Origin of the sequence: Escherichia sp. WS1451, from assembly GCF_046487365.1 — a bacterium.
Lineage (GTDB): Bacteria > Pseudomonadota > Gammaproteobacteria > Enterobacterales > Enterobacteriaceae > Escherichia > Escherichia coli.
On the sequence record NZ_JBJQJP010000023.1, the window covers coordinates 24,097 to 50,791 of the forward strand.

The window sequence follows — 26,695 nt, forward strand, 5'->3', positions numbered from 1 at the left end:
CAGATTACCCGATGTTTCAGCAGCAAAAAGACTGGGAAACAAGAGAAAACGCGTTTGCTGCTTTTACCATGGGACCGCTGACTGATTTCTGGCGTCAGCGTGATGAAGCAGAGTTTACTGGTGTGGATGACATTCCGGTGCGCTTTGTCCGTTTTCGCGCACAGCACCATGACCGGGTGGTAGTCATCTGCCCGGGGCGTATTGAGAGCTACGTAAAATATGCGGAACTGGCCTACGATCTGTTCCATTTGGGGTTTGATGTCTTAATCATCGACCATCGCGGGCAGGGACGTTCCGGTCGCCTGTTAGCCGATCCGCATCTCGGGCATGTTAATCGCTTTAATGATTATGTTGATGATCTGGCGGCATTCTGGCAACAGGAGGTTCAGCCCGGTCCGTGGCGTAAACGTTATATACTGGCACATTCGATGGGCGGTGCGATCTCCACATTATTTCTGCAACGCCATCCAGGTGTATGTGACGCCATTGCGCTAACTGCGCCAATGTTTGGCATCGTGATTCGTATGCCGTCATTTATGGCACGGCAGATCCTCAACTGGGCCGAAGCGCATCCACGTTTCCGTGATGGCTATGCAATAGGCACCGGGCGCTGGCGCGCGTTGCCGTTTGCTATCAACGTACTGACCCACAGCAGACAGCGATATCGACGTAACTTACGCTTTTATGCTGATGACCCAACGATTCGCGTCGGTGGGCCGACCTACCATTGGGTACGCGAAAGTATTCTGGCTGGCGAACAGGTGTTAGCCGGTGCGGGTGATGACGCCACGCCAACGCTTCTCTTACAAGCTGAAGAGGAACGCGTGGTGGATAACCGCATGCACGACCGTTTTTGTGAACTCCGCACCGCCGCGGGCCATCCTGTCGAAGGAGGACGGCCGTTGGTAATTAAAGGTGCGTACCATGAGATCCTTTTTGAAAAGGACGCAATGCGCTCAGTCGCGCTCCACGCCATCGTTGATTTTTTCAACAGGCATAACTCACCCAGCGGAAACCGCTCTACAGAGGTTTAAATTTCTTATGTACCAGGTTGTTGCGTCTGATTTAGATGGCACGTTACTTTCTCCCGACCATACGTTATCCCCTTACGCCAAAGAAACTCTGAAGCTGCTCACCGCGCGCGGCATCAACTTTGTGTTTGCGACCGGTCGTCACCACGTTGATGTGGGGCAAATTCGCGATAATCTGGAGATTAAGTCTTACATGATTACCTCCAATGGCGCGCGTGTTCACGATCTGGATGGCAATCTGATTTTTGCTCATAACCTGGATCGCGACATTGCCAGCGATCTGTTTGGCGTAGTCAACGACAATCCGGACATCATTACTAACGTTTATCGCGACGACGAATGGTTTATGAATCGCCATCGCCCGGAAGAGATGCGCTTTTTTAAAGAAGCGGTGTTCAAATATGCGCTGTATGAGCCTGGATTACTGGAGCCGGAAGGCGTCAGCAAAGTGTTCTTCACCTGCGATTCCCATGAACAACTGCTGCCACTGGAGCAAGCGATTAACGCTCGCTGGGGCGATCGCGTCAACGTCAGTTTCTCTACCTTAACCTGCCTGGAAGTGATGGCGGGCGGCGTGTCGAAAGGCCATGCCCTGGAAGCGGTGGCGAAGAAACTGGGCTACAGTCTGAAGGATTGTATTGCGTTTGGTGACGGGATGAACGACGCCGAAATGCTGTCGATGGCGGGGAAAGGCTGCATTATGGGCAGTGCGCACCAGCGTCTGAAAGATCTGCATCCGGAGCTGGAAGTGATTGGTACTAACGCCGAAGACGCAGTGCCGCATTATCTGCGTAAGCTCTATTTATCGTAATCGTTCTTTATTTGGTCAGTTGTCAACCTGATACTTCGCTACAATGGATACTCGTTAATCAAAGAGTTTTCCATTGTGGCGCTACTTATCATCACCACGATTCTGTGGGCCTTCTCCTTTAGCTTTTATGGCGAGTACCTTGCGGGGCACGTCGATAGCTATTTTGCGGTGCTGGTGCGCGTTGGCCTGGCGGCACTCGTTTTTCTGCCGTTTCTGCGTACCCGTGGCAATAGCCTGAAAACGGTCGGCCTGTATATGCTGGTGGGCGCGATGCAGCTCGGTGTGATGTATATGCTGAGTTTCCGCGCCTATCTCTACCTGACGGTCTCCGAACTGTTGCTGTTCACCGTACTGACGCCGCTCTACATCACGCTGATTTATGACATCATGAGTAAGCGCCGTCTGCGCTGGGGCTATGCTTTTAGCGCCTTGCTGGCGGTGATTGGTGCCGGGATTATTCGCTATGATCAGGTCACCGACCATTTCTGGACTGGCTTATTGCTGGTGCAACTCTCCAATATCACTTTTGCCATCGGCATGGTGGGTTACAAACGTCTGATGGAAACTCGCCCGATGCCGCAGCATAACGCCTTTGCGTGGTTCTATCTTGGCGCGTTCCTGGTGGCAGTGATTGCATGGTTCTTGCTGGGAAATGCGCAGAAAATGCCGCAAACCACGTTGCAATGGGGCATTCTGGTGTTTCTTGGCGTGGTGGCTTCCGGGATTGGCTACTTTATGTGGAACTACGGCGCGACGCAGGTGGACGCCGGAACGCTGGGCATTATGAATAATATGCACGTTCCGGCAGGGCTGCTGGTAAACCTGGCTATCTGGCACCAACAGCCGCACTGGCCAACGTTTATTACAGGCGCGCTGGTGATCCTGGCCTCACTGTGGGTGCATCGTAAGTGGGTCGCTCCGCGCTCTTCACAAACGGCAGATGATCGCAGGCGTGATTGCGCGCTGAGCGAATAAATGCTTCTGTAATCGGCTGACGCTGCTCGCCATCGCGCACGGCGGCGTACAGTCGGCTCCACAAGCCTTCGCCCAGGGTTTTGGTCACCACCAGACCCTGGCGTTCAAAACTCTCCACCACCCAATGCGGTAGTGCGGCAATACCCATCCGTGCGGCAACCATCTGAATCAACAATAAGGTGTTATCGACGCTTTTCAGTGACGGGCTGACGCCTGCCGGCTGAAGAAAATGCCGCCAGACATCCAGTCGACTACGCTGCACCGGATAAATCAACAGCGTCTCGCTGGCGAGATCTTCCGGTGTAATTCGCGTTTTCGCCGCCAGTGGATGGTCAGGTGCTAACACCAGACGCACTTCATAGTCGAACATCGGCGAATAATGCAGGCCACTGCGCGGCAGAATATCGGACGTCATCACCAGATCCAGCTCGCCCTGTTGCAACGCAGGCTGCGGATCAAACGTTACGCCCGATTTAAAATCCATCTCCACCTGCGGCCAGTTCTTATGGAAATTTTCTAATGCGGGCGTCAGCCACTGAATACAGCTATGGCACTCAATGGCAATGCGCAGGCGCGTCTGCTGCGGTTCATTGCAGGCTTGCAGTGCCTGGCTAATTTGCGGCAGCACCTGATTTGCCAGTTGCAACAGGATTTCTCCCTGCGGTGTAAAGCGAAGCGGCTGGCTTTTACGCACAAATAGCCGGAAGCCAAGGCGTTGTTCCAGATCGCTAAACTGGTGAGACAGGGCGGATTGCGTTTGATGCAACGTCGCCGCAGCGGCTGCGAGTGAGCCGCAGTTCCGCAACGCTTGTAGCGTTTTCAGGTGTTTTACTTCGATCATGAAAGTCCTTCACTTCGGCATGAATAATTTGCGCTTGAGGAATATACAGTAACCGCCAATTATGGATGTGTAAACATCTGGACGGCTAAATACTAAAAATTCCATAAGGGGCATATAATGACAATTCTTAATCACACCCTCGGTTTCCCTCGCGTTGGCCTGCGTCGCGAGCTGAAAAAAGCGCAAGAGAGTTATTGGGCGGGGAACTCCACGCGTGAAGAACTGCTGGCGGTAGGGCGTGAACTGCGTGCTCGTCACTGGGATCAACAAAAGCAAGCAGGTATCGACCTGCTGCCGGTGGGTGATTTTGCTTGGTACGATCATGTCCTGACCACCAGCCTGCTGCTGGGTAACGTTCCGGCGCGTCACCAGAACAAAGATGGTTCGGTAGATATCGACACCCTGTTCCGTATTGGTCGTGGACGTGCGCCGACTGGCGAACCTGCGGCGGCGGCGGAAATGACCAAATGGTTTAACACCAACTATCACTACATGGTGCCGGAGTTCGTTAAAGGCCAACAGTTCAAACTGACCTGGACGCAGCTGCTGGAGGAAGTGGACGAGGCGCTGGCGCTGGGCCACAAGGTGAAACCTGTGCTGCTGGGGCCAGTTACCTACCTGTGGCTGGGTAAAGTGAAAGGTGAACAGTTTGATCGCCTGAGCCTGCTGAACGACATTCTGCCGGTTTATCAGCAAGTGCTGGCAGAACTGGCGAAACGCGGCATCGAGTGGGTACAGATTGATGAACCCGCGCTGGTACTGGAACTGCCGCAGGCGTGGCTGGACGCATACAAACCCGCTTACGACGCGCTCCAGGGACAGGTGAAACTGCTGCTGACCACCTATTTTGAAGGCGTAACGCCAAATCTCGACACGATTACTGCGCTGCCTGTTCAGGGGCTGCATGTGGACCTTGTACATGGTAAAGATGACGTTGCTGAACTGCACAAGCGTCTGCCTTCTGACTGGCTGCTGTCTGCGGGTCTTATCAATGGTCGTAACGTCTGGCGCGCCGATCTTACCGAGAAATATGCGCAAATTAAGGACATTGTCGGCAAACGTGATTTGTGGGTGGCATCTTCCTGCTCATTGCTGCACAGCCCTATCGACCTGAGCGTGGAAACGCGTCTTGATGCAGAAGTGAAAAGCTGGTTTGCCTTCGCCCTGCAAAAATGTCATGAACTGGCATTGCTGCGCGATGCGTTGAACAGTGGTGATACGGCAGCTCTGGCAGAGTGGAGCGCTCCGATTCAGGCGCGTCGTCACTCTACTCGTGTACATAATCCGGCAGTAGAAAAGCGTCTGGCGGCGATCACCGCTCAGGACAGTCAGCGTGCGAATGTCTATGAAGTGCGTGCTGAAGCCCAGCGTGCGCGTTTTAAACTGCCCGCGTGGCCGACCACCACGATTGGTTCCTTCCCGCAAACCACGGAGATTCGTACCCTGCGTCTGGATTTTAAAAAAGGTAATCTCGACGCCAATAACTACCGCACGGGCATTGCGGAACATATCAAGCAGGCCATTGTTGAGCAGGAACGTTTGGGACTGGATGTGCTGGTACATGGCGAGGCCGAGCGTAATGACATGGTGGAATACTTTGGCGAGCATCTGGATGGCTTTGTCTTTACGCAAAACGGTTGGGTACAGAGCTACGGTTCCCGCTGCGTGAAGCCACCGATTGTTATTGGTGACGTTAGCCGCCCGGCACCGATTACCGTGGAGTGGGCAAAATATGCGCAATCCCTGACTGATAAACCGGTGAAAGGGATGTTGACCGGCCCGGTGACTATTCTCTGCTGGTCGTTCCCGCGTGAAGATGTCAGCCGTGAAACCATCGCCAAACAAATTGCGCTGGCGCTGCGTGATGAAGTGGCGGACCTGGAAGCCGCTGGAATTGGCATCATCCAGATTGATGAACCGGCGCTGCGCGAAGGTTTACCGCTGCGTCGCAGCGACTGGGATGCCTATCTCCAGTGGGGCGTAGAGGCCTTCCGTATCAATGCCGCTGTAGCGAAAGATGACACGCAAATCCACACCCACATGTGTTATTGCGAGTTCAACGACATCATGGATTCGATTGCGGCGCTGGACGCAGACGTCATCACCATCGAAACCTCGCGTTCCGACATGGAGTTGCTGGAGTCGTTCGAAGAGTTTGATTATCCAAATGAAATCGGTCCTGGCGTCTATGACATTCACTCGCCAAACGTACCGAGCGTGGAATGGATTGAAGCCTTGCTGAAGAAAGCGGCAAAACGCATTCCGGCAGAGCGTCTGTGGGTCAACCCGGACTGTGGCCTGAAAACGCGCGGCTGGCCAGAAACCCGCGCGGCACTGGCGAACATGGTGCAGGCGGCGCAGAATTTGCGTCGGGGATGACGAATATTAACGAGTCACTGTAAATTGCAGTACGATAATGGCTTCCAGTACTGGAAGCCATTTTGCTATGTATGCCAGGTATGATGTGGATCTTCAGGAACAGAAAATTAATTGCGGATTTCTTAAATATTCTATGCACCACTGACAGGCTTTGCCCATACCATCGGAACGAGCGGCAAGAAATAACTTGGTGGCGTGTTTATGTTCGCGCATTGGCTTTTTAAGCAATTTACCGCTGTTCAATAACGGCAATGCCAGATGATGTGGAATATAACCAATACCGACGTTTTGTTCTATTAAGGCGATTGCCGTAGCGAAGTCAGGAACAAAAATGGGTTTTTGTCCTTCCAACAACCAGGCTTGCATCGGGGGGAAGTTAACGGAGGTATCGCGGATACAAACCGCTGGATAATGACGCAATTCACTGTTTTCTAATGGATGCCGCTTCGCTGCCAGTGGGTGGAGTGGGCTGACGACAAAATCCCATTCCATTTGTCCGACCGGTTCGCTAATGATGCCTTCACTGCTTGGCACTGCATGAGGAGCACCGTAGACCAGATCGGCACGCTTACTGTACAGCGCATCCCAGCAGCCGTTGTATACCTCAAGATCTACCGTCAGTGTTGTTGATGTGAATTGCCGTTCAAAATCTCGAATAAATGCCACCAGCAAATCACCAGGAATAATATTGTTTACCGCAATTGTCAGTTCACGCTCAATACCATCGTGAATCAGCACTGTGTTGCGCTTTAATGCTTCCAGGTCGCCAAGAATAGTTTTGCTATGTTCGATGAAGTAACTTCCCGCTGGCGATAATTCAATATAGCGTCCCTTACGAATGAACAGTTCAACGCCCAGGCTCTCTTCCGCTTTCTTGATGGTGTAACTGATAGCGGAAGGGACTTTATTTAACTGCTCGGCTGCGGTGGTAATGCTCTGGTGTCTGGCGACCAGATGAATAACACGAAGCGTTTCGTCTGAGATGAACATAAGGCTCCCTGGTCAGTGGTAAAGTGGCTGAATCTCTCCAGATTCAGCCGTAATCATTGCCTGAGTATACCCAGGAATTAGCGGTGTTGACTTGCCTGACTGAGAATCGCATACGCGATACATGCCACCAGAATCGAGTCTACCGAAGGGATCGTCGTCAGGGTGAATAAGCCTTTTACGGTCATAAAGCCAACCGCTGCGCCTATGATCCATGCTGCGAATGTCAGCACTTTAATCTGTGACTCCTGGGCTAACACTGACTCTTGATAGCCATTACGGCGATAAAGGAAAAAGTCAGCGATATAAATTCCGGCAACGGGTGGCGTGGCGATACCCAGGAACAGCAGAAACGGAATAAACCACGCCATAATATCCATACTGCCTACGATGGCGGAAAGGATACCCAGCGCCACGGTAATCTGCCATTTGGGAAAGCGGGTAAGCAGTGTGGAAACCACCAGCGTGCCCTGGAACATATTGCCCGCGTTACCGGTGACGCAGGCGAAAATCAACAACAGCGCCGCAGGCAGAACCGCACCGAATACCGCCATCGCACCCAGTAAAGATCCCTGACCACTAATGGCGCTCGGCGTTGCACCCGCCCAGTAGAGCAGAGGGTAGGCAACCAGAAACGTCACGCCTGCGGCAATCAGCGCATGTTTGCGGTTATGCACAAAACTACCGAAATCAGGCAGTGTGGCAACCAGCACAATAATGGTGCCAACAACGGTGGAAACGGCGACACCTGTATTCATCTCCACAATCGCCGCTGGTACTGCCACTTCGGTATGGGTTGCCACATAGAGGATGTAACACAGCACCAGCGCGATAACCGGCACGGCAACCTGGGCAATTTTTCCCAGAACGGTAAAGCCAAATGCCGTAGAGGCGACAAAAATGACACAGCCAGCCGCCACTAACAGTGCCAGTGGAACTTCCAGTCCATGTTGAGCCAGTAAGTCATGTACCGAATGACCAAACATATTGGCGGTAACGGCAATCCAGCCGAACAGACTTATCGCCATCAAAATGTTAATGGCGATGGCCCCTTTTTCGCCAAACGAATATTTCACAATGCCATACGTTGGCAGGCGGGCTTTTTCTCCCACGCTAATGGTGATGGCTGAAAGTAAGGTCAGAATGACGCCGCCTAACAATACGACGCTAATTAAACTGCTGCTGGAAAGTTGATTGCCGAGGCTTGAGGATGACAACAGCACAGGTGTGACGGCAATACCCAGCAAAATCATGGCAATACGCAATCCTGATGCCGTATTCAGATTCTCTTCTTTTTTACGCATAGTATGTTCCCTTTATAAATGCGCGTTACACAGTATGAAAATGCCCGGTGTATTTGCGCCAGCTACCCAGTTCTGTAATTTCCCGTTGGCCTTCGGTCAGCCAGTTTTCTGCCAGTACGCCCAGCACTTCGCTACCATCGGCAAGTTTGATTTTGCCAATTGCCAGCCCAGCGGGTTCGCTCATTAACAGAGCGGCAAAACTGGCCAGCGGTAATTGCCAAATTTCTACGTCGACGTGTGTTCCTCCTTCATTCACGCGAATCATTCCCGGATGGCGATCATTAATACTCCACAACCGGTAATGGGCGTCAGTTCGGTCTTCACGGACAAAAATACCGCCCGCTTTTTGCATATTTGGGTTGAGTTCCAGGCCGCGCATCAGCGTTCCGTTAACGGCTAAAAGCGTTGTAGTCATTGTGTTCTCCAGAGAATTAAAGGGTTATCCATGTACCGCTCTGATGCGCCAGGGCTGCTTTTATGGTTTGCGGTGAAGTAATCAGGCCGCTGGCCTGTTTGCCTTGTTGCTGGCTGGCATTGATGAAATCAACAATGGCTTCCACTTTGGGTTGCATACTGCCGACACCAAACTGACCTTCCCGCAACAGCGTTTGCGCTTCGGCAACGCTGATAGCGTCGAGCCACTGTTGTTGTGGTGTACCAAAGTTAATCGCCACTTTTTCTACACCGGTGGGGATCACCAGCAGATCTGCGCCTAACTGACTGGCGAGCAGCGCGGAGGCCAGATCTTTATCGATCACGGCTTCTACACCTTTCAGTTGTTGCCCGTCTCGCACCACCGGAATACCGCCGCCGCCGCAGGCAATAACCAGATATCCCTGGCGCACCAGGTGAGCGATGGTGTCGTGCTCAATAATTTCCAGTGGTGCAGGAGAGGGAACTGTACGCCGCCAACCACGCCCGGCGTCCTCCATCAGCGTCCAGCCGAGTTGTTGTTGGCGTTGTTGGGCCGTTGCTTCATCGAGAAACGCGCCAATTGGTTTACTGGGGCTGGCGAAAGCATCGTCATGTGGGCTGACTCGCGTTTGTGTCACCAGGGCAATTACCGGTTTGTTTATGCCACGGCGAGCCAATTCGTTATGCAGTGCTTTCTGGAACATGTAGCCAATTGCACCTTGTGTATCACCCACGGCGTAATCAAGTGGAACCGGAGAAACTTCGTTACTGGCGAGTTCAGAGCGGCGCAGAATAAAGCCCACCTGCGGGCCATTACCGTGGGTTAGTACCAGGTCCCATCCGGCTTCAACCATATCAACGATATGCTGCACGCTTTCCATCACTGCAACATATTGATCGGGAATACTATTGCGTTGCTCGTCCTGAATGAGCGCATTGCCGCCAACCGCGACGACAGCCAGTGGCTTAACCATGATGGTTCTCCTTTGCGACGATCTCCGCCAGTGCACGTACAGCGGCGACAAAACAGGCCATCGGCGCAGTGGTGATCCCGGCACCAATTTGCCCGACCCCCGCTTGTTTGTGGGCGATACCCGTATTGATGACCGGTAAAATGCCGCGATCGGTCACTTTACGCGCATCAATCCCTGCTGCGGTGGGGGCAAAATTGAGGGCTGGAAGTGTAAATGCGGGGTTACCGCCGAGGGTGATGGCTTGCATCCGACGGCTGTTATTGGTGGCATCGGCAGGGGTGCCGCCCACAAATTTGACGATCGCCGGAGACGACGCCATCGCGAAGCCACCCACACCTGCGGTTTCAGTAATTGCGCTATCACCCAGGTCAGCAGCAGCGTCGTCAACGCCAAATCCGGGGAAGAACAGACCTTCAACGGCATTGGCAGGAGCCTGGAACCAGCGATCGCCAGTACCGGAAATCCGAATACCAAAATTCACCCCGTTACGCGCCATCACCGTAACCATTGAACTGAACGGTACATTGGCGGCGGCATCCATCATTGCTTTACAGGCGGCCATCGACAGATTGAGGAAGAAGTGATCGTTACCGGTGATAAATGCCACGACGCGCTGGATATGTTCCTGTGGAAGAGAGCAGGCCAGCAATGCCGGGAGCAGGCGCTTAATCAGCAAACCGGTAGCGGCAGCATTGCGGTTATGAACTTCATCCCCCATATGCAGCGCCTGCGCCATTAATGGCTTGAGTTCCAGCTCGCCGTGTTGTGCGATTGCTGCTTTCATTGCCGGCGCCAGTTCATCGCGCATCCAGGCCAGACGATTGAGAACTTCATCGTTATTGGCGCCAAAACGGAGAACCTTACCCAGACCTTCATTGAAATTGCTAAAAGTACGATGGCCGTTGGTTTTGTTTTCTACCACCCATAACGGCATCGACGGGCTGATGATGCCTGCCATTGGGCCAACCGCGTGATAATGATGACAAGGGGCAAGGTCGATTTCGCCTGCGTTTATTTGGTTTTCAGCGTCTTGCTGGCTGGTGGCCCAACCTTCGTACAGCATGGCACCAATAATCGCCCCTTTTACCGGACCACACATCTCTTCCCAGGCAATCGGCGGGCCAGAGTGCAAAATACGTTTTTGTTCAGCCATTGCTGGAATGGCCTCTTTAGCGAGCATGACATCCACCAGCACGGGCTGTGCTTCGAGATAACGTGTCATGGCGATTTGGTTGGCATTTTCTACCAGGGGATGACGTAGCAACGATGCCAGATCCAATCCAGCGTCAATATCGCCTTGTGCTGGTGGCTGCCAGTTGAGTGCAATTGCGCTTCCCCCGGCATGTTGAATATTGTCAGCAAAACTGTGTAGTCCCGCGTTCACGACCTTCAAAGGCTGATTAAATAAGGTATTCATGCGTTTAGCCCCTTTTTCTGCAACTGAGTCTGTGCAACGGTGCTGGCCCATAACGCCGCCTGTGCATTGCTGCTGGCGATGATGACCCCTGCATTTTGTAGTGCGCTTATCTGCTGACTGCGTATTTGCGGATCAGCTTCCGTTCCGCAAACGTGCGCAATCAGCAACGGTGCGTTATTCATGTCGATGTGTGAAAGTTGGTCCAGTAATTCGCTGGCAGGCGTCGTGGAAGCGCCATAACCAAGTACCAGGTCGAATAACACGACGGCAGTGTGTGAGTCGTTGAGTTCGTTGAGCAGACGTTGATTGCGCAGAGTCGGGTCGATCATTGGATGCGGTTTGCCACGGGTGAAATCATCGTCGCCCATATCGATCAACGTGTGATCTTCGCTTTGCCAGATATTTGCCAGAGCACGATTACCCGCAACTGGCGTATTGGAGGCTGCGCTGAATCCCTTTTGTTGGCAGATAAGTTGCGCTTCGTAGCAGAAGGTTCCTCCGGCGAAAACACCGCGTATCGCCTGGCGATGGGCTGGCAGGCGCTGGCAGGCGTTTTGTAACATTGTGAGATCGTCGCAGGAAATTTCGGTCTCGATAGTCGGAATTGGTTGATCATTCAGTAACGCCACGGCGATATTTGCGGCGCTGGCAAGTGTGGTGGCGGCAGTGATATTGGGACGTGCCAGATCATGCGGATTCGCACCGAGGAAATTCACCACCACGGGTTTTCCACAAGCCTCGGCACGCTCCAGAATAGTCCGGGCAACGATCGGTGAAGGCGGTTTTGAAATAAGCACAATCACGCGAGTTTCATCGTCTTGCGCCAGCGCATCTAAAGCGAAGAGCATCGATATTCCACCAATCTCTTCACTGAGATCATGTCCGCCTGTTCCCAACGCCTGAGAAATACCCGCTCCGAGCTGGTCGATTCGGCAAGTCACTTCCTGTAGCCCGGTGCCTGACGCGCCAATAACACCAATTGCTCCGCGTTTCACCACATTAGCGAAGCCTAACGGAATGCCGTTAACAATGGCGGTTCCACAGTCAGGTCCCATTACGATGCGCTGACGTTCTCGGGCAAGCGTTTTGATGGATTTTTCCTGCACGATACTGACGTTATCGCTGAACATCATCACGTTCATTCCGAGGTTTAACGCTTTAATTGCTTCGGCGGCGGCGTAGTCTCCCGGTACAGAAATGAGTGCCAGGTTGGCTTCGGGCTCGGCTTCCAGTGCCATTTCCAGGCTGACCTTTTCCGGTGTTTTAATGCCACTATCCGTTTCATCATCAGGTTTGCTGGTCAGACGTTGCTGGGCCAGTACCAGTGCTTCATTGCAAATATCTTCTTCACCCATGACTGCAATCACTAAATCATTGGGACTGGCGTTGATTTCGTTACCCAGACCCGCATCGCGCAATTGCTCGAGATTATTGGGTGTTCCCATGACGACCGAGGCCTGTTGAATACCGGGCAACTTGCTGATTTGCGCGGAAATCTGCATCAGAGAAACTGAGTCCTGATAAAGATTACTGAAAACTTTATATTTAACTTTCATGCTGTTACGCCTGTTTCATTCCGCCCGATAGCAAAATTCGGGCAAAGTATCCCCGTGTAGCCCCATAAACGGGCTACGGGAGAAAAGGTTGAAATCAATTCATGGTGTTCAGGGTTCGAAAGCCATGCAGCATTCCTGCAAGGCAATCTACTCCTGACGTTGCGCCAAATTGCATGACCTGTTCTGCACAGGATGCGATTGTCATTGCCGATGCGCTCCCAACCAGTTGTGCGAGTAACTGGCAAATCGGTTCTGAAAAATGTCCCTGAAGCGCACGCTCCAGATAATGACGACTGATATCCGTGGTGTTGTGCGCATGTTGATCAATTGCCTGCTGCAACCGGTATTGATGATCGGCAAGTGGTGCAGGGAGTTGCCATAACCAGAGCGCTGCCAGATAGCCCAACAAATAGTCATCTCCATCGGGCGTTAAGCCTTTACCAAAGCCGATCAGTTGTGGCACCTGGCGTTCCAGCGCATCTGGATGCTCCATAATCGCTAATCCCTGGTGCGTGAGACTATCCGGCAGGTGCAATGTGCTTTGAACGTTATGTTCCAGACAAAATAAAAGCCGTTGCGATGCCATCGTTGGGTAGTGCTGGAAAACCAAAGGGAATGCCTCAAGTGTCAGCATTCCCCCCACAAATGGCGACTGCCAGAGCGTTGCGTTATCGAGCGCCACACAAAATCGAGGTGTCCGCAGTAAGCCTGGGGTTAACTGAATGGGATCTGAATGGGCAATCTCTCTTCGCCAGTCCCAACATTCAGGTAGCCAGACTCTGGCAGCATCAGGGAGATTCAGATACGTTTGCGCACACAACAGAGTGATGAATGTTCCCGCGTCTGAATACAGATTTACCGCATGTTTAAAAGCGCTATGCAGACGTAAATCTTGCGTTTCATTCTGCGGGAAAATATATCCCAACGACGATGCGCAAAGCGTAACCTGTACCATCGGCGTTAGCCTTCCAGACCTGCAATAATGGCTTTGGAATCAGTAACCCAACCGAAAATGGCACCTTGTGCTTTGATCATCTCGAGGGCGTATTTCTGGAATTCCGGGAAATAGGAGCCGACACAATCTTCCGGGATAATGCATTCATAGCCACGATCATTTGCTTCGCGCACGGTGGTGGTTACGCAAACTTCGGTTGTAACACCACAAACTATCAGCGTCTTGATACCGTGGTTTTGCAAAATCAGATGTAAGTCGGTTTGATAAAACGCGCCTTTGCCAGGCTTATCAATCACCGGTTCGCCTGCCACCGGGTACAGTTCAGGAATGATGTCATGACCTGCTTCACCTCTGACCAGAATGCGTCCCATCGGTCCTGGTTCACCAATAAAGGTTTTTCCGCCGCGCGTCAGTTTGGCTGGCGGGCAGTCGCTTAAGTCTGCACGATGGCCTTCACGAGTATGAATAACCATAATTCCTTTTTGACGTGCGGCTGCCAGCACCTCTGTACATGGTGCGATAGCCGTGCGTACCAGTGAAACATCATTGCCCAGTGCCTCACCGAAGCCCCCTGCTTCGACAAAGTCACGCTGCATGTCGATCATGACCAGTGCAGTTGTGCGCGGATCAAAAGGTAATTCAAAGGGTTGAGCCTGAAAAATGGATTGCGTCATGGTAAATCTCCTGTCTGATGTTTAAACGATCCAGTTGTTCTGAGAACGAGTATTCAGGAGAAAAGCGGCACAAAACAGGAAAAAAGTTTGCCGCACAGCAACGAAATTTTTGCATTCAGCAGGTGGTGTGATGACGAATGTGAAGGGAGTCAAAGAGTGGCATACAGCAACAAATTTTTTGATGCTGTATGGTTTTGAGATTAAAAAAATCGTTGAAATTGTGTGAGCTTAATCATCAGATTTAGCGACTATGGCGTTACTTTTTAACACCATACTGTGTAAACCATTCCAACATTCGCTGCCAGCCGTCTTTCGCAGACTCGGCATGATAGCTCGGACGATAATCGGCGTTGAACGCATGCCCTGCATCCGGGTACACGATAATCTCTGCTTTCGCGTTTGCTGCCCGCAGCGCCTGGCGCATCGTTTCCACACTCTCTTGCGGAATGCTGTTATCCTGGCCGCCATATAAGCCGAGAACCGGCGCGTTAAGATCGGTTGCGATATCAACAGGTTGTTTCGGTGAATTCAGCGACTTATCGCCCGTCAGTTTGCCGTACCACGCCACTGCGGCTTTTAGCTGTGGATTATGCGCGGCATACAGCCAGGTGATACGTCCACCCCAGCAGAATCCGGTGATCATTAAGCGATGAACATCGCCGCCGTTGCGTGACGCCCAACTGGCGACATGATCGAGATCGGCCAGCACCTGCGAGTCAGGCACTTTTGCTACCAGACCGCTAAGCAGCGTAGGGATATCGGCAAAATCATTCGGATCGCCTTCGCGGAAGTAAAGTTCAGGTGCGATAGCCAGATACCCCTCCAGCGCCAGACGGCGACAAATATCGCGGATATGTTCATGCACGCCAAAAATTTCCTGCACTACAATGACCACTGGCAGTGGGCCATCGCTTTGCTTTGGTCTGGCATGGTAAGCAGGCATGTTATCCCCTTGTGAAGGGATAGAGGTGAAGCCCGCCACAATCGCGTCGTCCGGAGTCTGAACGATGGTCGAAGCGAGAGGCGATGCAGCAGGTGCAAATCCAGATTGTTGTGTTGTTGCCATGGTATTCTCCGTACCCTTATAAAAATGTTGCGCAATGTTAACTATAGTCAGCATGCAACAAATCACATTGCCTGAATCGGCTCATCTTTTATGCAGTCCTGCAGAATGAAGAGTGATTTATGTGATTTGCATCACTTTTGGCGGGTAAATTTATGCAACGCATTTTCGTCATGGTGATGAGTATCACGAAAAAATGTTAAACCCTTCGGTAAAGTGTCTTTTTGCTTCTTCTGACTAAACCGATTCACAGAGGAGTTGTATATGTCCAAGTCTGATGTTTTTCATCTCGGCCTCACTAAAAACGATTTACAAGGGGCTACGCTTGCCATCGTCCCTGGCGACCCGGATCGTGTGGAAAAGATCGCCGCGCTGATGGATAAGCCGGTTAAGCTGGCATCTCATCGCGAATTCACCACCTGGCGTGCAGAGCTGGATGGTAAACCTGTTATCGTCTGCTCTACCGGTATCGGCGGCCCGTCTACCTCTATTGCTGTTGAAGAGCTGGCACAGCTGGGCATTCGCACCTTCCTGCGTATCGGTACAACGGGCGCTATTCAGCCGCATATTAATGTGGGTGATGTCCTGGTTACCACGGCGTCTGTTCGTCTGGACGGCGCGAGCCTGCACTTCGCACCGCTGGAATTCCCGGCTGTCGCTGATTTCGAATGTACGACTGCGCTGGTTGAAGCGGCGAAGTCAATTGGTGCCACCACTCACGTTGGTGTGACGGCTTCTTCTGATACCTTCTACCCGGGTCAGGAACGTTACGATACTTACTCTGGTCGCGTAGTTCGTCACTTTAAAGGTTCTATGGAAGAGTGGCAGGCGATGGGCGTAATGAACTATGAAATGGAATCTGCAACCCTGCTGACCATGTGTGCAAGTCAGGGCCTGCGTGCCGGTATGGTAGCGGGGGTTATCGTTAACCGCACCCAGCAAGAGATCCCGAATGCTGAGACGATGAAACAAACCGAAAGCCATGCGGTGAAAATCGTGGTGGAAGCGGCGCGTCGTCTGCTGAAATAAAAAACGCTCCCCAACGTCGGGGAGCGATATCAGTTATTGACGCCGTAAACGCATTATTTTGCGGATTATTGGCGTCAGTAGCGTAAAGGCTGCCAGAGTCAGCAATGCCAGAGTGATCGGTCGGGTATACAGAAAGTCGAGTGACCCACCAGAAAGCGACAGCGCACGGCGAAAATTACTTTCCGCCATTGGCCCCATAATCAATGCCAGCACTACGGGTGATGCCGGATATCCTCCTTTCTGCATGAAATAGCCCACCACGCCTGCAATCAGCATAATGCCAACATCAAAAAGGCTATTGTTCAACGCATAAGTCCCGACCACACAAAGTGCGAGGATCATCGGTGTGAGAATATTGCCGGGAATTTTCACCACATTACCGATGACTTTCAAAGAGAGCAGTCCAAGAACTAGTAGCATGAAGTAACAGAAGATCATGCCGACAAACAGTGTATAAACCATATCGCCGTGGTCGGTAAACATCAGCGGGCCTGGTTGCATTCCCTGTAACGTTAACGCGCCCAGCATGATGGCGGTTACCGCATCGCCAGGGATCCCCAGCGTCAGCATAGGTAACAATGCGCCACCGGTGCAGCCATTCGCGCCTGCCTCACAGGAGGCCACAGCTTTAATTTCACCCTTACCAAAGTTTTCTGGTGTCTTACTGAAACGACGAGTTTCGTTATAGGCAACAAAAGCTGCAATATCCGCCCCCGCACCGGGGATCATGCCGATAAAAACCCCTAATCCTGATGAGCGCAAAATGGTTAATGCAATGCGGCGTAGTGTTTGCCAGGGCAGTAACAGACTGCCGATAGCCACCTTCGCCCCCTGACGAATTTGCTGGTTTTGCTCCATAGAGCGGAATGCTTCTGAAGCAGCAAATAAACCAATCATCACCGGGATAAATGGCACATTCATCAGCTCCACAAATCCACCTGTAAACCGTGGAAAACCGCCCATTGGATCAAGGCCTATCGTTGCGATCAGCAATCCGCCAACCCCGGCAATCAGCCCTTTAATCAGTGACTCACCGGAAATACTGGCAATAATGCTCAGTCCGAAGGTTGCCAGGGCGAAGGACTCCGAGGCACTAAATTTCAGCGCCCAACTGGCAAGTACCGGAGAGAGAAACATCAGCACGATAATGCTGAGCGTTCCGCCACTAAAGGAAGAGAACGTGGCGGCACTCAATGCCAGCCCTGCTTTTCCCTGTTTCGTCAGCTCATAACCATCAATAGCGGTGGCTGCGGCGGCAGGCGTTCCGGGAATTTTGAGCAAAATTGCGGTGATAGAACCACCGTAGACGCCACCAAAAAAGACGCCGCAAATCATCAACAAGCCAGAAACAGGCTCCATGCCGTAGGTGAAAGGCAGCAAAATCGCCACACCCATGGTCGCTGTCAGACCAGGCAAAGCGCCAATCACAATACCCAGCATCACCCCAAAAGTGGCAAACAGCAGCGCCTGAGGATTATTGAGTAATGTCGAAAAACCCTGAGTTAAAAGTTCACTTTCAAACATTGCTGGCCCCTGTTATTCGAAAAATGTGCCGACAGGCAATGGCACCTGTAACGCTTCGACAAACAGCAACCAGAGGATTGCCGTTAACAGCAGCGCAATACCCGGTGTGAGTACCCATCGCCTGTAGCCCATCAACGTCATAATGACGATGAGGAAAACAGGAGTAGTAATGAGATAACCGCAGTAGCTCATCGTCACAATATAAAACGCGGTTGCCGCAATTCCTGTTGCCGTTTTCCTGAATGCCGGTTTTTCCTGTGCGTTGGCGCAAGAGGCTGGTTTTGCCTGCAAAAGATCGCGTATCACCAGCAAGACAGCGAGCACAATCAGGGCACAGGCATAGAAGGTAGGGAAGGCACTTGCACCGGGATCCGTTTCAATGGCAGTTGCTGGAAAATCAGCGGCATTAATCATCACCGCGCCAGCAACCACACAAAGTAACAGCGCCACCACCATCGTTGATGAAAGGCGCTTGCGGTGCGGTACGGCGAGTTGAGCAACAGACTGTTTTGTGTTCATCAACCGTACCTCAGGTTTATTTTTTCAGGCCCAGGCGAGTCAGCAACTCGTCAAAGTACTTTTCCTGTTCGCTGATTTGGGTCTGGAAGCTGGCAGCGTCAAGCCATGCATAGTTGAGATTCAACTTTTGCAGTGCATCCTGGAATGCAGGCTCTTCAGCCGTCTCTTTTGCTGCCTTTGCCAGAACATCCACCACATCCTGCGGCGTTTTTTGCGACACAATCAGGCCGCGCCAGGTGCCGATGGAGAGATCAACGCCTTTCTCTTTTAACGTCGGGACGTCAGGCATGGTTTTCATTCGCTCATCCGCCATCACTACCAGTGTCTTCAGCTTGCCGCCTTTCACATGATTGATAACTTCACCTGGGCTTACGGAAACCGCTTCAATATGCCCGCCTAACAGGCCTGTAATGGCAGGGGCTGCGCCGTCATACGGGACATGAGAAAACTTCGCACCCGTTTTGTCTTCCAGTGCAGCTGCCGCCAGATGCCAGATAGCTCCGGTGCCTGAGTTACCAATGCGTACTTTTCCGGGATTCGCTTTGGCGTAAGTCATAAATTCTTCATAGCTATTCCACGGCGCATCAGAACGGACGGTGATAGCAGCCGGATCCGCGTTTAGACGGGCAATGGGTTTAAAGTCGCTGGTTTTAAAACGCACCATTCCGAGGCTGGGAAGGGTGGTCAGTTCAACCGTGCCTAAACCAATTTTGTAACCGCCAGGGCGGGCAGCGGCGATTTCACTCAGGCCGATAGCACCGCCTCCGCCAGGTTTATTGATAACCCCGATGCTGACGGGTAAATGGTTTTTGGCGGCATCAGCAAAGGCACGGGCAACCAGATCCGTACCGCCTCCGGCAGCGTAGGGAACGACTAACTCGATCTGTTTGGTTGGGTAGGAGGCTGCCTGTACAGGCGCAATGCTGAGGGCAGCGCCTGCAAGAAGTACCATTGCAGCCATTTTTTTCGGTAAGGTAAGATGTTTTATCATTGCTTTTATATCCTTATTTATCAGTTAGTTGCTATTTAAATTGTTCCATGCGTTCATAAACAGTACTGCATTTTCATAGACTTGCTCTGGCGTCATGCCGGGGTGATATAGCGCAGAACCGAGGCCAAAGCCGTTTGCGCCGTGGCTCAGATAACGCGCCATGGTTTCCGGTGTGATACCGCCAACCGGTAACATCGGAACGGATTGTGGAATAACCGCACGCCAGGCTTTGGTAACTTCTGGCGTAATTTGTTCAGCCGGGAACAGCTTGATGGCATTAGCACCATGTTCAATGGCAGCAAAGGCTTCGGTGGGCGTGGCGACGCCAGGCGCACAATACATACCCAGCGCACGGGCGCGACGGATCACCGCAGTATCGCAATGCGGCATCACGATAATCTGGCCCCCAGCCTCTTTAACCGCAACCACCTGCTCTACCGAAAGCACAGTTCCGGCTCCGACCAGGCAGTCCTTAGGCAGGGCGTCGCGCAGTAAACTGATACTTTGCAACGCCTCCGGCGAGTTCATAGGAATCTCAATCAGGCGGAATCCGGCGGCGTACAGTTTTTCACCGATGGCGACAATCTCATCCGGTTTCACGCCGCGTAAAATGGCGACTAACCCGGTTTTTTGCAAAAGCGTCTTAAATGGCATGGGTACATTCCCTGGCGTTGGTGGACAGTAACCCGGCAGCGTGGGCGATTCGCCATAATCCCTGTTCAGTGGCATTAGGAATGGCGTGTATCTGTCTGTCGGGAAAAACGTGGCTGAATGCTTGTGAATAGCGGCTGTTCAGATTTGCGCTACCGATTAAGGCGATCGGTGTTGTGGCGGGTAAATCACGTAGCAAACTGGATGCCAGACCACATAATTCATGGCCTATCAGTAATCCGGAAAGGTAATCCCCCTGCGAGGACGACGTAAGATTACTGGTCAGCAGGCGCGAACGGGTCGAAAACAGCGTCGATAATAATCCGGTCTGATGATGCTCTTGTGCTGCTGTCAGCCCGTGGGTGAAGGCATCCCAGTGCGGTTCATCTCCAGGATGCATGGTGGCACCGAGAATCGAATGGCGGGATAAAACATCAAATAACTCGCCCGTCATAAAGGTTCGGAAATCGGTAATGGTGTTGTTTTCAACTACTGCCCATTTCGCATGTGTGCCGGGTAAGCCTATCAGCACTGGCATACCCTGATGGATCGCGTTTTGCAGGGCCGGTTCCATCGAGATAGCACCGAAGATTTGTGTCTCTTCGCCACGCATCACTTCGGGCATTTCACCTTCTTTAATCACGCCAGGAATGATGTGCAGCATTGTCTGCTGCTGGTGGATAACAGGCGTCAACTGCTTCGCCAGACCCTCGAGAGTGACCGGGCAAGGTAAATAAGCTGCTGGTTGCCACCCTTGCGCACTGCCGAGCATGCCGCAAGCCAGTACCGGGCATGGGGTTTGTGCCAGCCAGTCGCCGCAGACACGTAAAAACGTATCGTGGAAAGCGTCCTCACGTGTTGCTGCCTGGGAGGGTAATTTCATGATCCCCCAGGGGAATTCACGTTTTTCTTGTGGATTTGGTGATTCGCCAAAACGCCATGCCCGAAGCGATGACGTTCCCCAGTCCAGGGCAATAAATGAGGGTGCTCCCGGCATTAGTCGTTTCCTTTAATCATGGTTTATTTATCTTTGCGGACGTGCTTACCCCAGCCCAGTTCAGCGGATATCTCTTCTGCACAGGATTTGACGTAAGGTGCCAGTTCTTCCAGACGCGCCAGCGACATATACGTGGTGGTACTGGCGACAGAAATAGCCGCCACAATTTCATCCCGGGCGTTGTAAACCGGCGCTGCAACGCAACGGATAGTCGGCTCGTTCTCTTCCAGATCAAAAGCAAAACCACTGGCGGCATAACGACGCATGTTCTGAATAAATGCGCCCAGTTTTGTTTCATCACCACAGGTCTTAAACAGCGTGCGCCACTCTTCTTCTGTTCGGTTGAGGATCAATGCCTTGCCGATGCCGGTGATTGCCAGTGGCATGCGATGGCCTGGGCGTGAGCGCATTTCCAGCCCGCGCTGACTGTTGATCTTCTCCAGATACAGCACTTCGTCGCCTTCAACGATCCCCAGATGCACGGTGTCCAGGGTGTAACGGGCAAGGCGTTGCAAAACGGGCTGGGCAATTTCGTACAGCGAGGTGCTTTCCAGTGCTCTGGCACCGAATTCGATCAGTTTGGCACCCAGTTGGTAGCCCTGCGTTGGGACATGGCGCAGGTAGCGTTGTTCCACCAGAACGGTGACTAAACGATGGGTTGTGCTCCGGGTCGTGCCGGTGAACTCGCCGATACTTTTTAGGTCATGGCAGCCGTTATAAACAGCATTAAGAACCGCCAGTCCACGTAATAACGTTTGTGCGCCTGCGGTGGTTGAAGAGGTTTCTGCCATACGTTTCTCCTGATGATATTGCTGAAGTGTTCCACATAATGACGTGGGGAAAAGGTGATATATCCCACAATATAAACTCCATCTCATATTGTGGGATAAAATAATGAAAATTAACGATCGTTTTGCGTAGCGCCTCGCAGGAAACTTCTTTCAAACTGGACGTTTGTACAGCACAATTCTATTTTGTGCGGGTAAGTTGTTGCGTCAGGAGGCGTTGTGGATTTCTCAATCATGGTTTACGCAGTTATTGCATTGGTGGGTGTGGCAATTGGCTGGCTGTTTGCCAGTTATCAACATGCGCAGCAAAAAGCCGAGCAATTAGCTGAACGTGAAGAGATGGTCGCGGAGTTAAGCGCGGCAAAACAACAAATTACTCAAAGCGAGCACTGGCGCGCTGAGTGCGAGTTACTCAATAACGAAGTGCGCAGCCTGCAAAGTATTAACACCTCTCTGGAGGCCGATCTGCGTGAAGTAACCACGCGGATGGAAGCTGCACAGCAACATGCTGACGATAAAATTCGCCAGATGATTAACAGCGAGCAGCGCCTCAGTGAGCAGTTTGAAAACCTCGCCAACCGTATTTTTGAGCACAGCAATCGCCGGGTTGATGAGCAAAACCGTCAGAGCCTGAACAGCCTGTTGTCGCCGCTACGTGAACAACTGGACGGTTTCCGCCGTCAGGTCCAGGACAGCTTTGGTAAAGAAGCCCAAGAACGTCATACCCTGACTCACGAAATCCGCAACCTCCAGCAACTCAACGCCCAGATGGCCCAGGAAGCGATCAACCTGACGCGTGCGCTGAAAGGCGACAATAAAACCCAGGGCAACTGGGGCGAGGTAGTATTGACGCGGGTGCTGGAGGCTTCCGGTCTGCGTGAAGGGTATGAATATGAAACCCAGGTCAGCATCGAAAATGACGCCCGCTCGCGGATGCAGCCGGATGTCATCGTGCGGTTGCCGCAGGGAAAAGATGTGGTGATCGACGCCAAAATGACGCTGGTCGCCTATGAACGCTATTTCAACGCCGAAGATGACTACACCCGCGAAAGCGCGCTACAGGAACATATCGCGTCGGTACGTAACCATATCCGTTTGCTGGGACGCAAAGATTATCAACAGCTGCCGGGGCTGCGAACTCTGGATTACGTGCTGATGTTTATTCCCGTTGAACCCGCTTTTTTACTGGCGCTTGACCGTCAGCCGGAGCTGATCACCGAAGCGTTGAAAAACAATATCATGCTGGTTAGCCCGACTACGCTGCTGGTGGCGCTGCGCACTATCGCCAACCTGTGGCGTTATGAGCATCAAAGCCGCAACGCCCAGCAAATCGCCGATCGTGCCAGCAAGCTGTACGACAAGATGCGTTTGTTCATCGATGACATGTCCGCGATTGGTCAAAGTCTCGACAAAGCGCAGGATAACTATCGCCAGGCAATGAAAAAACTCTCTTCAGGTCGCGGAAATGTGCTGGCGCAGGCAGAAGCGTTTCGCGGTTTAGGGGTAGAAATTAAACGCGAGATTAATCCGGATTTGGCTGAACAAGCGGTGAGCCAGGATGAAGAGTATCGACTGCGGTCGGTTCCGGAGCAGCCGAATGATGAAGCTTATCAACGCGATGATGAATATAATCAGCAGTCGCGCTAGCCCATTGGGGGTAGTTAAGCCGGGTAGAAATCTAGGGCATCGACGCCCAATCTGTTACACTTCTGGAACAATTTTTTGATGAGCAGGCATTGAGATGGTGGATAAGTCACAAGAAACGACGCACTTTGGTTTTCAGACCGTCGCGAAGGAACAAAAAGCGGATATGGTCGCTCACGTTTTCCATTCCGTGGCATCAAAATACGATGTCATGAATGATTTGATGTCATTCGGTATTCATCGTTTGTGGAAGCGATTCACGATTGATTGCAGCGGCGTACGCCGTGGGCAGACCGTGCTGGATCTGGCTGGTGGCACCGGCGACCTGACAGCGAAATTCTCTCGCCTGGTCGGAGAAACTGGCAAAGTGGTCCTTGCTGATATCAATGAATCCATGCTCAAAATGGGCCGCGAGAAGCTGCGTAATATCGGTGTGATTGGCAACGTTGAGTATGTTCAAGCGAACGCTGAGGCGCTGCCGTTCCCGGATAACACCTTTGATTGCATCACCATTTCGTTTGGTCTGCGTAACGTCACCGACAAAGATAAAGCACTGCGTTCAATGTATCGCGTGCTGAAACCCGGCGGCCGCCTGCTGGTGCTTGAGTTCTCGAAGCCAATTATCGAGCCGCTGAGCAAAGCCTATGATGCATACTCCTTCCATGTGCTGCCGCGTATTGGCTCACTGGTCGCGAACGACGCCGACAGCTACCGTTATCTGGCAGAATCCATCCGTATGCATCCCGATCAGGATACCCTGAAAGCCATGATGCAGGATGCCGGATTCGAAAGTGTCGACTACTACAATCTGACGGCAGGGGTTGTGGCGTTGCATCGTGGTTATAAGTTCTGACAGGAGACCGGAAATGCCTTTTAAACCTTTAGTGACGGCAGGAATTGAAAGTCTGCTCAACACCTTCCTGTATCGCTCACCCGCGCTGAAAACGGCCCGCTCGCGTCTGTTGGGCAAAGTGCTGCGCGTGGAGGTAAAAGGCTTTTCGACGTCATTGATTCTGGTGTTCAGCGAACGCCAGGTTGATGTACTGGGCGAATGGGCAGGCGATGCTGACTGCACCGTTATCGCTTACGCCAGTGTGTTGCCGAAACTTCGCGATCGCCAGCAGCTTGCCGCCCTGATTCGTAGCGGTGAGCTGGAAGTACAGGGCGATATTCAGGTGGTGCAAAACTTCGTTGCGCTGGCAGATCTGGCAGAGTTCGACCCTGCGGAACTGCTGGCCCCTTATACCGGTGATATCGCCGCTGAAGGTATCAGCAAAGCCATGCGCGGAGGCGCAAAGTTCCTGCATCACGGCATTAAGCGCCAGCAACGTTATGTGGCAGAAGCCATTACTGAAGAGTGGCGTATGGCACCCGGTCCGCTTGAAGTGGCCTGGTTTGCGGAAGAGACGGCTGCCGTCGAGCGTGCTGTTGATGCCCTGACCAAACGGCTGGAAAAACTGGAGGCTAAATGACGCCAGGTGAAGTACGGCGCCTATATTTCATCATTCGCACTTTTTTAAGCTACGGACTTGATGAACTGATCCCCAAAATGCGTATCACCCTGCCGCTACGGCTATGGCGATACTCATTATTCTGGATGCCAAATCGGCATAAAGACAAACCTTTAGGTGAGCGACTACGACTGGCCCTGCAAGAACTGGGACCGGTATGGATCAAGTTCGGGCAGATGTTATCAACCCGCCGCGATCTTTTTCCGCCGCATATTGCCGATCAGCTGGCGTTATTGCAGGACAAAGTCGCTCCGTTTGATGGCAAGCTGGCGAAGCAGCAGATTGAAGCTGCAATGGGCGGCTTGCCGGTAGAAGCGTGGTTTGACGATTTTGAAATCAAGCCGCTGGCTTCTGCTTCTATCGCCCAGGTTCATACCGCGCGATTGAAATCGAATGGTAAAGAGGTGGTGATTAAAGTCATCCGCCCGGATATTTTGCCGGTTATTAAAGCGGATCTGAAACTTATCTACCGGCTGGCTCGCTGGGTGCCGCGTTTGCTGCCGGATGGTCGCCGTCTGCGCCCAACCGAAGTGGTGCGCGAGTACGAAAAGACCTTGATTGATGAACTGAATTTGCTGCGGGAATCTGCCAACGCCATTCAGCTTCGGCGCAATTTTGAAGACAGCCCGATGCTCTACATCCCGGAAGTTTACCCTGACTATTGTAGTGAAGGGATGATGGTGATGGAGCGCATTTACGGCATTCCGGTGTCTGATGTTGCGGCGCTGGAGAAAAACGGCACTAACATGAAATTGCTGGCGGAACGCGGCGTGCAGGTGTTCTTCACTCAGGTCTTTCGCGACAGCTTTTTCCATGCCGATATGCACCCTGGCAACATCTTCGTAAGCTATGAACACCCGGAAAACCCGAAATATATCGGCATTGATTGCGGGATTGTTGGCTCGCTAAACAAAGAAGATAAACGCTATCTGGCAGAAAACTTTATCGCCTTCTTTAATCGCGACTATCGCAAAGTGGCAGAGCTACACGTCGATTCTGGTTGGGTGCCACCAGATACCAACGTTGAAGAGTTCGAATTTGCCATTCGTACGGTCTGTGAACCTATCTTTGAGAAACCGCTGGCCGAAATTTCGTTTGGACATGTACTGTTAAATCTGTTTAATACGGCGCGTCGCTTCAATATGGAAGTGCAGCCGCAACTGGTGTTACTCCAGAAAACCCTGCTCTACGTCGAAGGGGTAGGACGCCAGCTTTATCCGCAGCTCGATTTATGGAAAACGGCGAAGCCTTTCCTGGAGTCGTGGATTAAAGATCAGGTCGGTATTCCTGCGCTGGTGAGAGCATTTAAAGAAAAAGCGCCGTTCTGGGTCGAAAAAATGCCAGAACTGCCTGAACTGGTTTACGACAGTTTGCGCCAGGGCAAGTATTTACAGCACAGTGTTGATAAGATTGCCCGCGAGCTTCAGTCAAATCATGTACGTCAGGGACAATCGCGTTATTTTCTCGGAATTGGCGCTACGTTAGTATTAAGTGGCACATTCTTGTTGGTCAGCCGACCTGAATGGGGGCTGATGCCCGGCTGGTTAATGGCAGGTGGTCTGATCGCCTGGTTTGTCGGTTGGCGCAAAACACGCTGATTTTTTCATCGCTCAAGGCGGGCCGTGTAACGTATAATGCGGCCTTGTTTAATCATCATCTA

The 26,695-nt window shown here is 52.2% G+C and carries 25 protein-coding genes; 9 read left to right on the forward strand and 16 right to left on the reverse strand.

Annotated features, from left to right (window positions below):
* The first annotated feature begins 11 nt into the window (after nucleotides 1-11).
* From pldB to bioP, 3 genes are all read left to right on the forward strand, one after another.
* Nucleotides 12-1,034, forward strand: a complete 1,023-nt coding sequence (gene pldB, locus ACJHX7_RS21755; protein ID WP_000487654.1) for a lysophospholipase L2 — start codon at nucleotides 12-14, stop codon at nucleotides 1,032-1,034.
* A 7-nt stretch (nucleotides 1,035-1,041) separates the two neighbouring features.
* Complete coding sequence (gene yigL, locus ACJHX7_RS21760; RefSeq protein ID WP_000285353.1) at nucleotides 1,042-1,842, forward strand: sugar/pyridoxal phosphate phosphatase YigL; 801 nt, start codon at nucleotides 1,042-1,044, stop codon at nucleotides 1,840-1,842.
* 75 nt (nucleotides 1,843-1,917) lie between these two features.
* Nucleotides 1,918-2,817, forward strand: a complete 900-nt coding sequence (gene bioP, locus ACJHX7_RS21765; protein WP_001196238.1) for a biotin transporter — start codon at nucleotides 1,918-1,920, stop codon at nucleotides 2,815-2,817.
* Here the strand turns inward: bioP and metR are convergent.
* Nucleotides 2,705-3,658, reverse strand: a complete 954-nt coding sequence (gene metR / locus ACJHX7_RS21770) for an HTH-type transcriptional regulator MetR (protein WP_000573618.1) — start codon at nucleotides 3,656-3,658, stop codon at nucleotides 2,705-2,707. The genes bioP and metR overlap by 113 nt on opposite strands.
* A gap of 117 nt (nucleotides 3,659-3,775) precedes the next feature.
* Here metR and metE point away from each other — a divergent pair, with 117 nt between their 5' ends.
* Nucleotides 3,776-6,037: a 5-methyltetrahydropteroyltriglutamate--homocysteine S-methyltransferase gene (gene metE, locus ACJHX7_RS21775; RefSeq protein ID WP_000153917.1), complete on the forward strand. Its 2,262-nt coding sequence runs from the start codon at nucleotides 3,776-3,778 to the stop codon at nucleotides 6,035-6,037.
* 93 nt (nucleotides 6,038-6,130) lie between these two features.
* Here the strand turns inward: metE and ACJHX7_RS21780 are convergent, their stop codons facing one another.
* The 9 genes from ACJHX7_RS21780 to ACJHX7_RS21820 all read right to left on the reverse strand — a co-directional run bounded on the left by ACJHX7_RS21780 (nucleotide 6,131) and on the right by ACJHX7_RS21820 (nucleotide 15,384).
* A complete protein-coding gene (locus ACJHX7_RS21780) occupies nucleotides 6,131-7,027 on the reverse strand; it encodes a LysR substrate-binding domain-containing protein (RefSeq protein ID WP_000470717.1) in 897 nt (298 codons plus the stop codon).
* Nucleotides 7,028-7,104: 77 nt separating this feature from the next.
* The gene (locus tag ACJHX7_RS21785) at nucleotides 7,105-8,328 is read right to left on the reverse strand and encodes a cytosine permease (protein WP_094030188.1); all 1,224 of its coding nucleotides are present in this window, start codon (nucleotides 8,326-8,328) and stop codon (nucleotides 7,105-7,107) included.
* Between the two features lie 25 nt (nucleotides 8,329-8,353).
* Nucleotides 8,354-8,743 (reverse strand): glutamyl-tRNA amidotransferase, encoded by a 390-nt coding sequence (locus tag ACJHX7_RS21790; protein WP_000214035.1) that lies wholly within the window; start codon nucleotides 8,741-8,743, stop codon nucleotides 8,354-8,356.
* 16 nt (nucleotides 8,744-8,759) lie between these two features.
* Entirely contained in the window at nucleotides 8,760-9,716 is a 957-nt protein-coding gene (arcC, locus tag ACJHX7_RS21795; protein WP_000240546.1) for a carbamate kinase, read from the reverse strand.
* Complete coding sequence (locus tag ACJHX7_RS21800; protein ID WP_001093943.1) at nucleotides 9,709-11,133, reverse strand: DUF1116 domain-containing protein; 1,425 nt, start codon at nucleotides 11,131-11,133, stop codon at nucleotides 9,709-9,711. The genes arcC and ACJHX7_RS21800 overlap by 8 nt, the downstream gene beginning before the upstream one ends.
* On the reverse strand, nucleotides 11,130-12,689 hold the full coding sequence (gene fdrA, locus ACJHX7_RS21805) for an acyl-CoA synthetase FdrA (protein ID WP_094030187.1): 1,560 nt from the start codon (nucleotides 12,687-12,689) through the stop codon (nucleotides 11,130-11,132). Before fdrA ends, ACJHX7_RS21800 begins: the two co-directional genes overlap by 4 nt.
* Nucleotides 12,690-12,783: 94 nt before the next feature.
* The gene (locus ACJHX7_RS21810) at nucleotides 12,784-13,644 is read right to left on the reverse strand and encodes a DUF2877 domain-containing protein (RefSeq protein ID WP_001330509.1); all 861 of its coding nucleotides are present in this window, start codon (nucleotides 13,642-13,644) and stop codon (nucleotides 12,784-12,786) included.
* Between the two features lie 5 nt (nucleotides 13,645-13,649).
* Nucleotides 13,650-14,318 carry a cysteine hydrolase family protein gene (locus ACJHX7_RS21815; RefSeq protein WP_000194414.1) on the reverse strand — a complete coding sequence of 223 codons (669 nt, stop codon included), beginning with the start codon at nucleotides 14,316-14,318 and terminating at the stop codon, nucleotides 13,650-13,652.
* A 256-nt stretch (nucleotides 14,319-14,574) separates the two neighbouring features.
* The gene (locus tag ACJHX7_RS21820) at nucleotides 14,575-15,384 is read right to left on the reverse strand and encodes a dienelactone hydrolase family protein (RefSeq protein ID WP_001298606.1); all 810 of its coding nucleotides are present in this window, start codon (nucleotides 15,382-15,384) and stop codon (nucleotides 14,575-14,577) included.
* Between the two features lie 261 nt (nucleotides 15,385-15,645).
* On the opposite strand from ACJHX7_RS21820, the gene udp reads away from it, so the two are divergent.
* Complete coding sequence (gene udp / locus ACJHX7_RS21825; RefSeq protein ID WP_000045178.1) at nucleotides 15,646-16,410, forward strand: uridine phosphorylase; 765 nt, start codon at nucleotides 15,646-15,648, stop codon at nucleotides 16,408-16,410.
* A gap of 33 nt (nucleotides 16,411-16,443) precedes the next feature.
* On the opposite strand, the gene ACJHX7_RS21830 is transcribed toward udp, so the two are convergent.
* The 6 genes from ACJHX7_RS21830 to ACJHX7_RS21855 are packed head-to-tail and all read right to left on the reverse strand — an operon-like array spanning nucleotide 16,444 to nucleotide 21,883.
* Nucleotides 16,444-17,934 (reverse strand): tripartite tricarboxylate transporter permease, encoded by a 1,491-nt coding sequence (locus ACJHX7_RS21830; RefSeq protein WP_000463026.1) that lies wholly within the window; start codon nucleotides 17,932-17,934, stop codon nucleotides 16,444-16,446.
* A 12-nt stretch (nucleotides 17,935-17,946) separates the two neighbouring features.
* The gene (locus ACJHX7_RS21835; protein ID WP_001093395.1) at nucleotides 17,947-18,453 is read right to left on the reverse strand and encodes a tripartite tricarboxylate transporter TctB family protein; all 507 of its coding nucleotides are present in this window, start codon (nucleotides 18,451-18,453) and stop codon (nucleotides 17,947-17,949) included.
* A 16-nt stretch (nucleotides 18,454-18,469) separates the two neighbouring features.
* Nucleotides 18,470-19,444 carry a Bug family tripartite tricarboxylate transporter substrate binding protein gene (locus tag ACJHX7_RS21840; RefSeq protein ID WP_000589803.1) on the reverse strand — a complete coding sequence of 325 codons (975 nt, stop codon included), beginning with the start codon at nucleotides 19,442-19,444 and terminating at the stop codon, nucleotides 18,470-18,472.
* Between the two features lie 24 nt (nucleotides 19,445-19,468).
* Nucleotides 19,469-20,098, reverse strand: coding sequence for a 2-dehydro-3-deoxy-6-phosphogalactonate aldolase (locus ACJHX7_RS21845; RefSeq protein WP_001116112.1), 630 nt, complete (start codon nucleotides 20,096-20,098; stop codon nucleotides 19,469-19,471).
* Complete coding sequence (locus tag ACJHX7_RS21850; protein WP_001117529.1) at nucleotides 20,088-21,092, reverse strand: 2-dehydro-3-deoxygalactonokinase; 1,005 nt, start codon at nucleotides 21,090-21,092, stop codon at nucleotides 20,088-20,090. The genes ACJHX7_RS21845 and ACJHX7_RS21850 overlap by 11 nt, the downstream gene beginning before the upstream one ends.
* Before the next feature lie 23 nt (nucleotides 21,093-21,115).
* Nucleotides 21,116-21,883 (reverse strand): IclR family transcriptional regulator, encoded by a 768-nt coding sequence (locus ACJHX7_RS21855; RefSeq protein WP_000852398.1) that lies wholly within the window; start codon nucleotides 21,881-21,883, stop codon nucleotides 21,116-21,118.
* A 216-nt stretch (nucleotides 21,884-22,099) separates the two neighbouring features.
* Between ACJHX7_RS21855 and rmuC the strand changes: the two genes are divergently transcribed.
* The 4 genes from rmuC (at nucleotide 22,100) to ubiB (ending at nucleotide 26,633) form a co-directional block, all read left to right on the forward strand.
* On the forward strand, nucleotides 22,100-23,527 hold the full coding sequence (gene rmuC / locus ACJHX7_RS21860) for a DNA recombination protein RmuC (protein WP_000347714.1): 1,428 nt from the start codon (nucleotides 22,100-22,102) through the stop codon (nucleotides 23,525-23,527).
* A gap of 94 nt (nucleotides 23,528-23,621) precedes the next feature.
* Entirely contained in the window at nucleotides 23,622-24,377 is a 756-nt protein-coding gene (gene ubiE / locus ACJHX7_RS21865; protein ID WP_000227958.1) for a bifunctional demethylmenaquinone methyltransferase/2-methoxy-6-polyprenyl-1,4-benzoquinol methylase UbiE, read from the forward strand.
* A gap of 13 nt (nucleotides 24,378-24,390) precedes the next feature.
* Entirely contained in the window at nucleotides 24,391-24,996 is a 606-nt protein-coding gene (gene ubiJ, locus ACJHX7_RS21870) for a ubiquinone biosynthesis protein UbiJ (protein WP_001309097.1), read from the forward strand.
* Nucleotides 24,993-26,633: a ubiquinone biosynthesis regulatory protein kinase UbiB gene (gene ubiB, locus ACJHX7_RS21875; protein WP_000187543.1), complete on the forward strand. Its 1,641-nt coding sequence runs from the start codon at nucleotides 24,993-24,995 to the stop codon at nucleotides 26,631-26,633. The genes ubiJ and ubiB overlap by 4 nt, the downstream gene beginning before the upstream one ends.
* The last annotated feature ends 62 nt before the right edge of the window (nucleotides 26,634-26,695 follow it).

Coding starts and splice junctions, on each gene's coding strand:
- ACJHX7_RS21785 (WP_094030188.1), bottom strand. CDS start 8,328: ATGCGTAAAAAAGAAGAGAATCTGAATACGGCATCAGGATTGCGTATT.
- ACJHX7_RS21855 (WP_000852398.1), bottom strand. CDS start 21,883: ATGGCAGAAACCTCTTCAACCACCGCAGGCGCACAAACGTTATTACGT.
- metR (WP_000573618.1), bottom strand. CDS start 3,658: ATGATCGAAGTAAAACACCTGAAAACGCTACAAGCGTTGCGGAACTGC.
- ACJHX7_RS21780 (WP_000470717.1), bottom strand. CDS start 7,027: ATGTTCATCTCAGACGAAACGCTTCGTGTTATTCATCTGGTCGCCAGA.
- ACJHX7_RS21800 (WP_001093943.1), bottom strand. CDS start 11,133: ATGAATACCTTATTTAATCAGCCTTTGAAGGTCGTGAACGCGGGACTA.
- ubiE (WP_000227958.1), top strand. CDS start 23,622: ATGGTGGATAAGTCACAAGAAACGACGCACTTTGGTTTTCAGACCGTC.
- ACJHX7_RS21845 (WP_001116112.1), bottom strand. CDS start 20,098: ATGCCATTTAAGACGCTTTTGCAAAAAACCGGGTTAGTCGCCATTTTA.
- ACJHX7_RS21835 (WP_001093395.1), bottom strand. CDS start 18,453: ATGAACACAAAACAGTCTGTTGCTCAACTCGCCGTACCGCACCGCAAG.
- ACJHX7_RS21850 (WP_001117529.1), bottom strand. CDS start 21,092: ATGCCGGGAGCACCCTCATTTATTGCCCTGGACTGGGGAACGTCATCG.
- yigL (WP_000285353.1), top strand. CDS start 1,042: ATGTACCAGGTTGTTGCGTCTGATTTAGATGGCACGTTACTTTCTCCC.
- ubiB (WP_000187543.1), top strand. CDS start 24,993: ATGACGCCAGGTGAAGTACGGCGCCTATATTTCATCATTCGCACTTTT.
- ACJHX7_RS21815 (WP_000194414.1), bottom strand. CDS start 14,318: ATGACGCAATCCATTTTTCAGGCTCAACCCTTTGAATTACCTTTTGAT.
- fdrA (WP_094030187.1), bottom strand. CDS start 12,689: ATGAAAGTTAAATATAAAGTTTTCAGTAATCTTTATCAGGACTCAGTT.
- pldB (WP_000487654.1), top strand. CDS start 12: ATGTTTCAGCAGCAAAAAGACTGGGAAACAAGAGAAAACGCGTTTGCT.
- ACJHX7_RS21820 (WP_001298606.1), bottom strand. CDS start 15,384: ATGGCAACAACACAACAATCTGGATTTGCACCTGCTGCATCGCCTCTC.
- metE (WP_000153917.1), top strand. CDS start 3,776: ATGACAATTCTTAATCACACCCTCGGTTTCCCTCGCGTTGGCCTGCGT.
- ACJHX7_RS21810 (WP_001330509.1), bottom strand. CDS start 13,644: ATGGTACAGGTTACGCTTTGCGCATCGTCGTTGGGATATATTTTCCCG.
- ACJHX7_RS21830 (WP_000463026.1), bottom strand. CDS start 17,934: ATGTTTGAAAGTGAACTTTTAACTCAGGGTTTTTCGACATTACTCAAT.
- udp (WP_000045178.1), top strand. CDS start 15,646: ATGTCCAAGTCTGATGTTTTTCATCTCGGCCTCACTAAAAACGATTTA.
- arcC (WP_000240546.1), bottom strand. CDS start 9,716: ATGGTTAAGCCACTGGCTGTCGTCGCGGTTGGCGGCAATGCGCTCATT.
- ubiJ (WP_001309097.1), top strand. CDS start 24,391: ATGCCTTTTAAACCTTTAGTGACGGCAGGAATTGAAAGTCTGCTCAAC.
- ACJHX7_RS21790 (WP_000214035.1), bottom strand. CDS start 8,743: ATGACTACAACGCTTTTAGCCGTTAACGGAACGCTGATGCGCGGCCTG.
- ACJHX7_RS21840 (WP_000589803.1), bottom strand. CDS start 19,444: ATGATAAAACATCTTACCTTACCGAAAAAAATGGCTGCAATGGTACTT.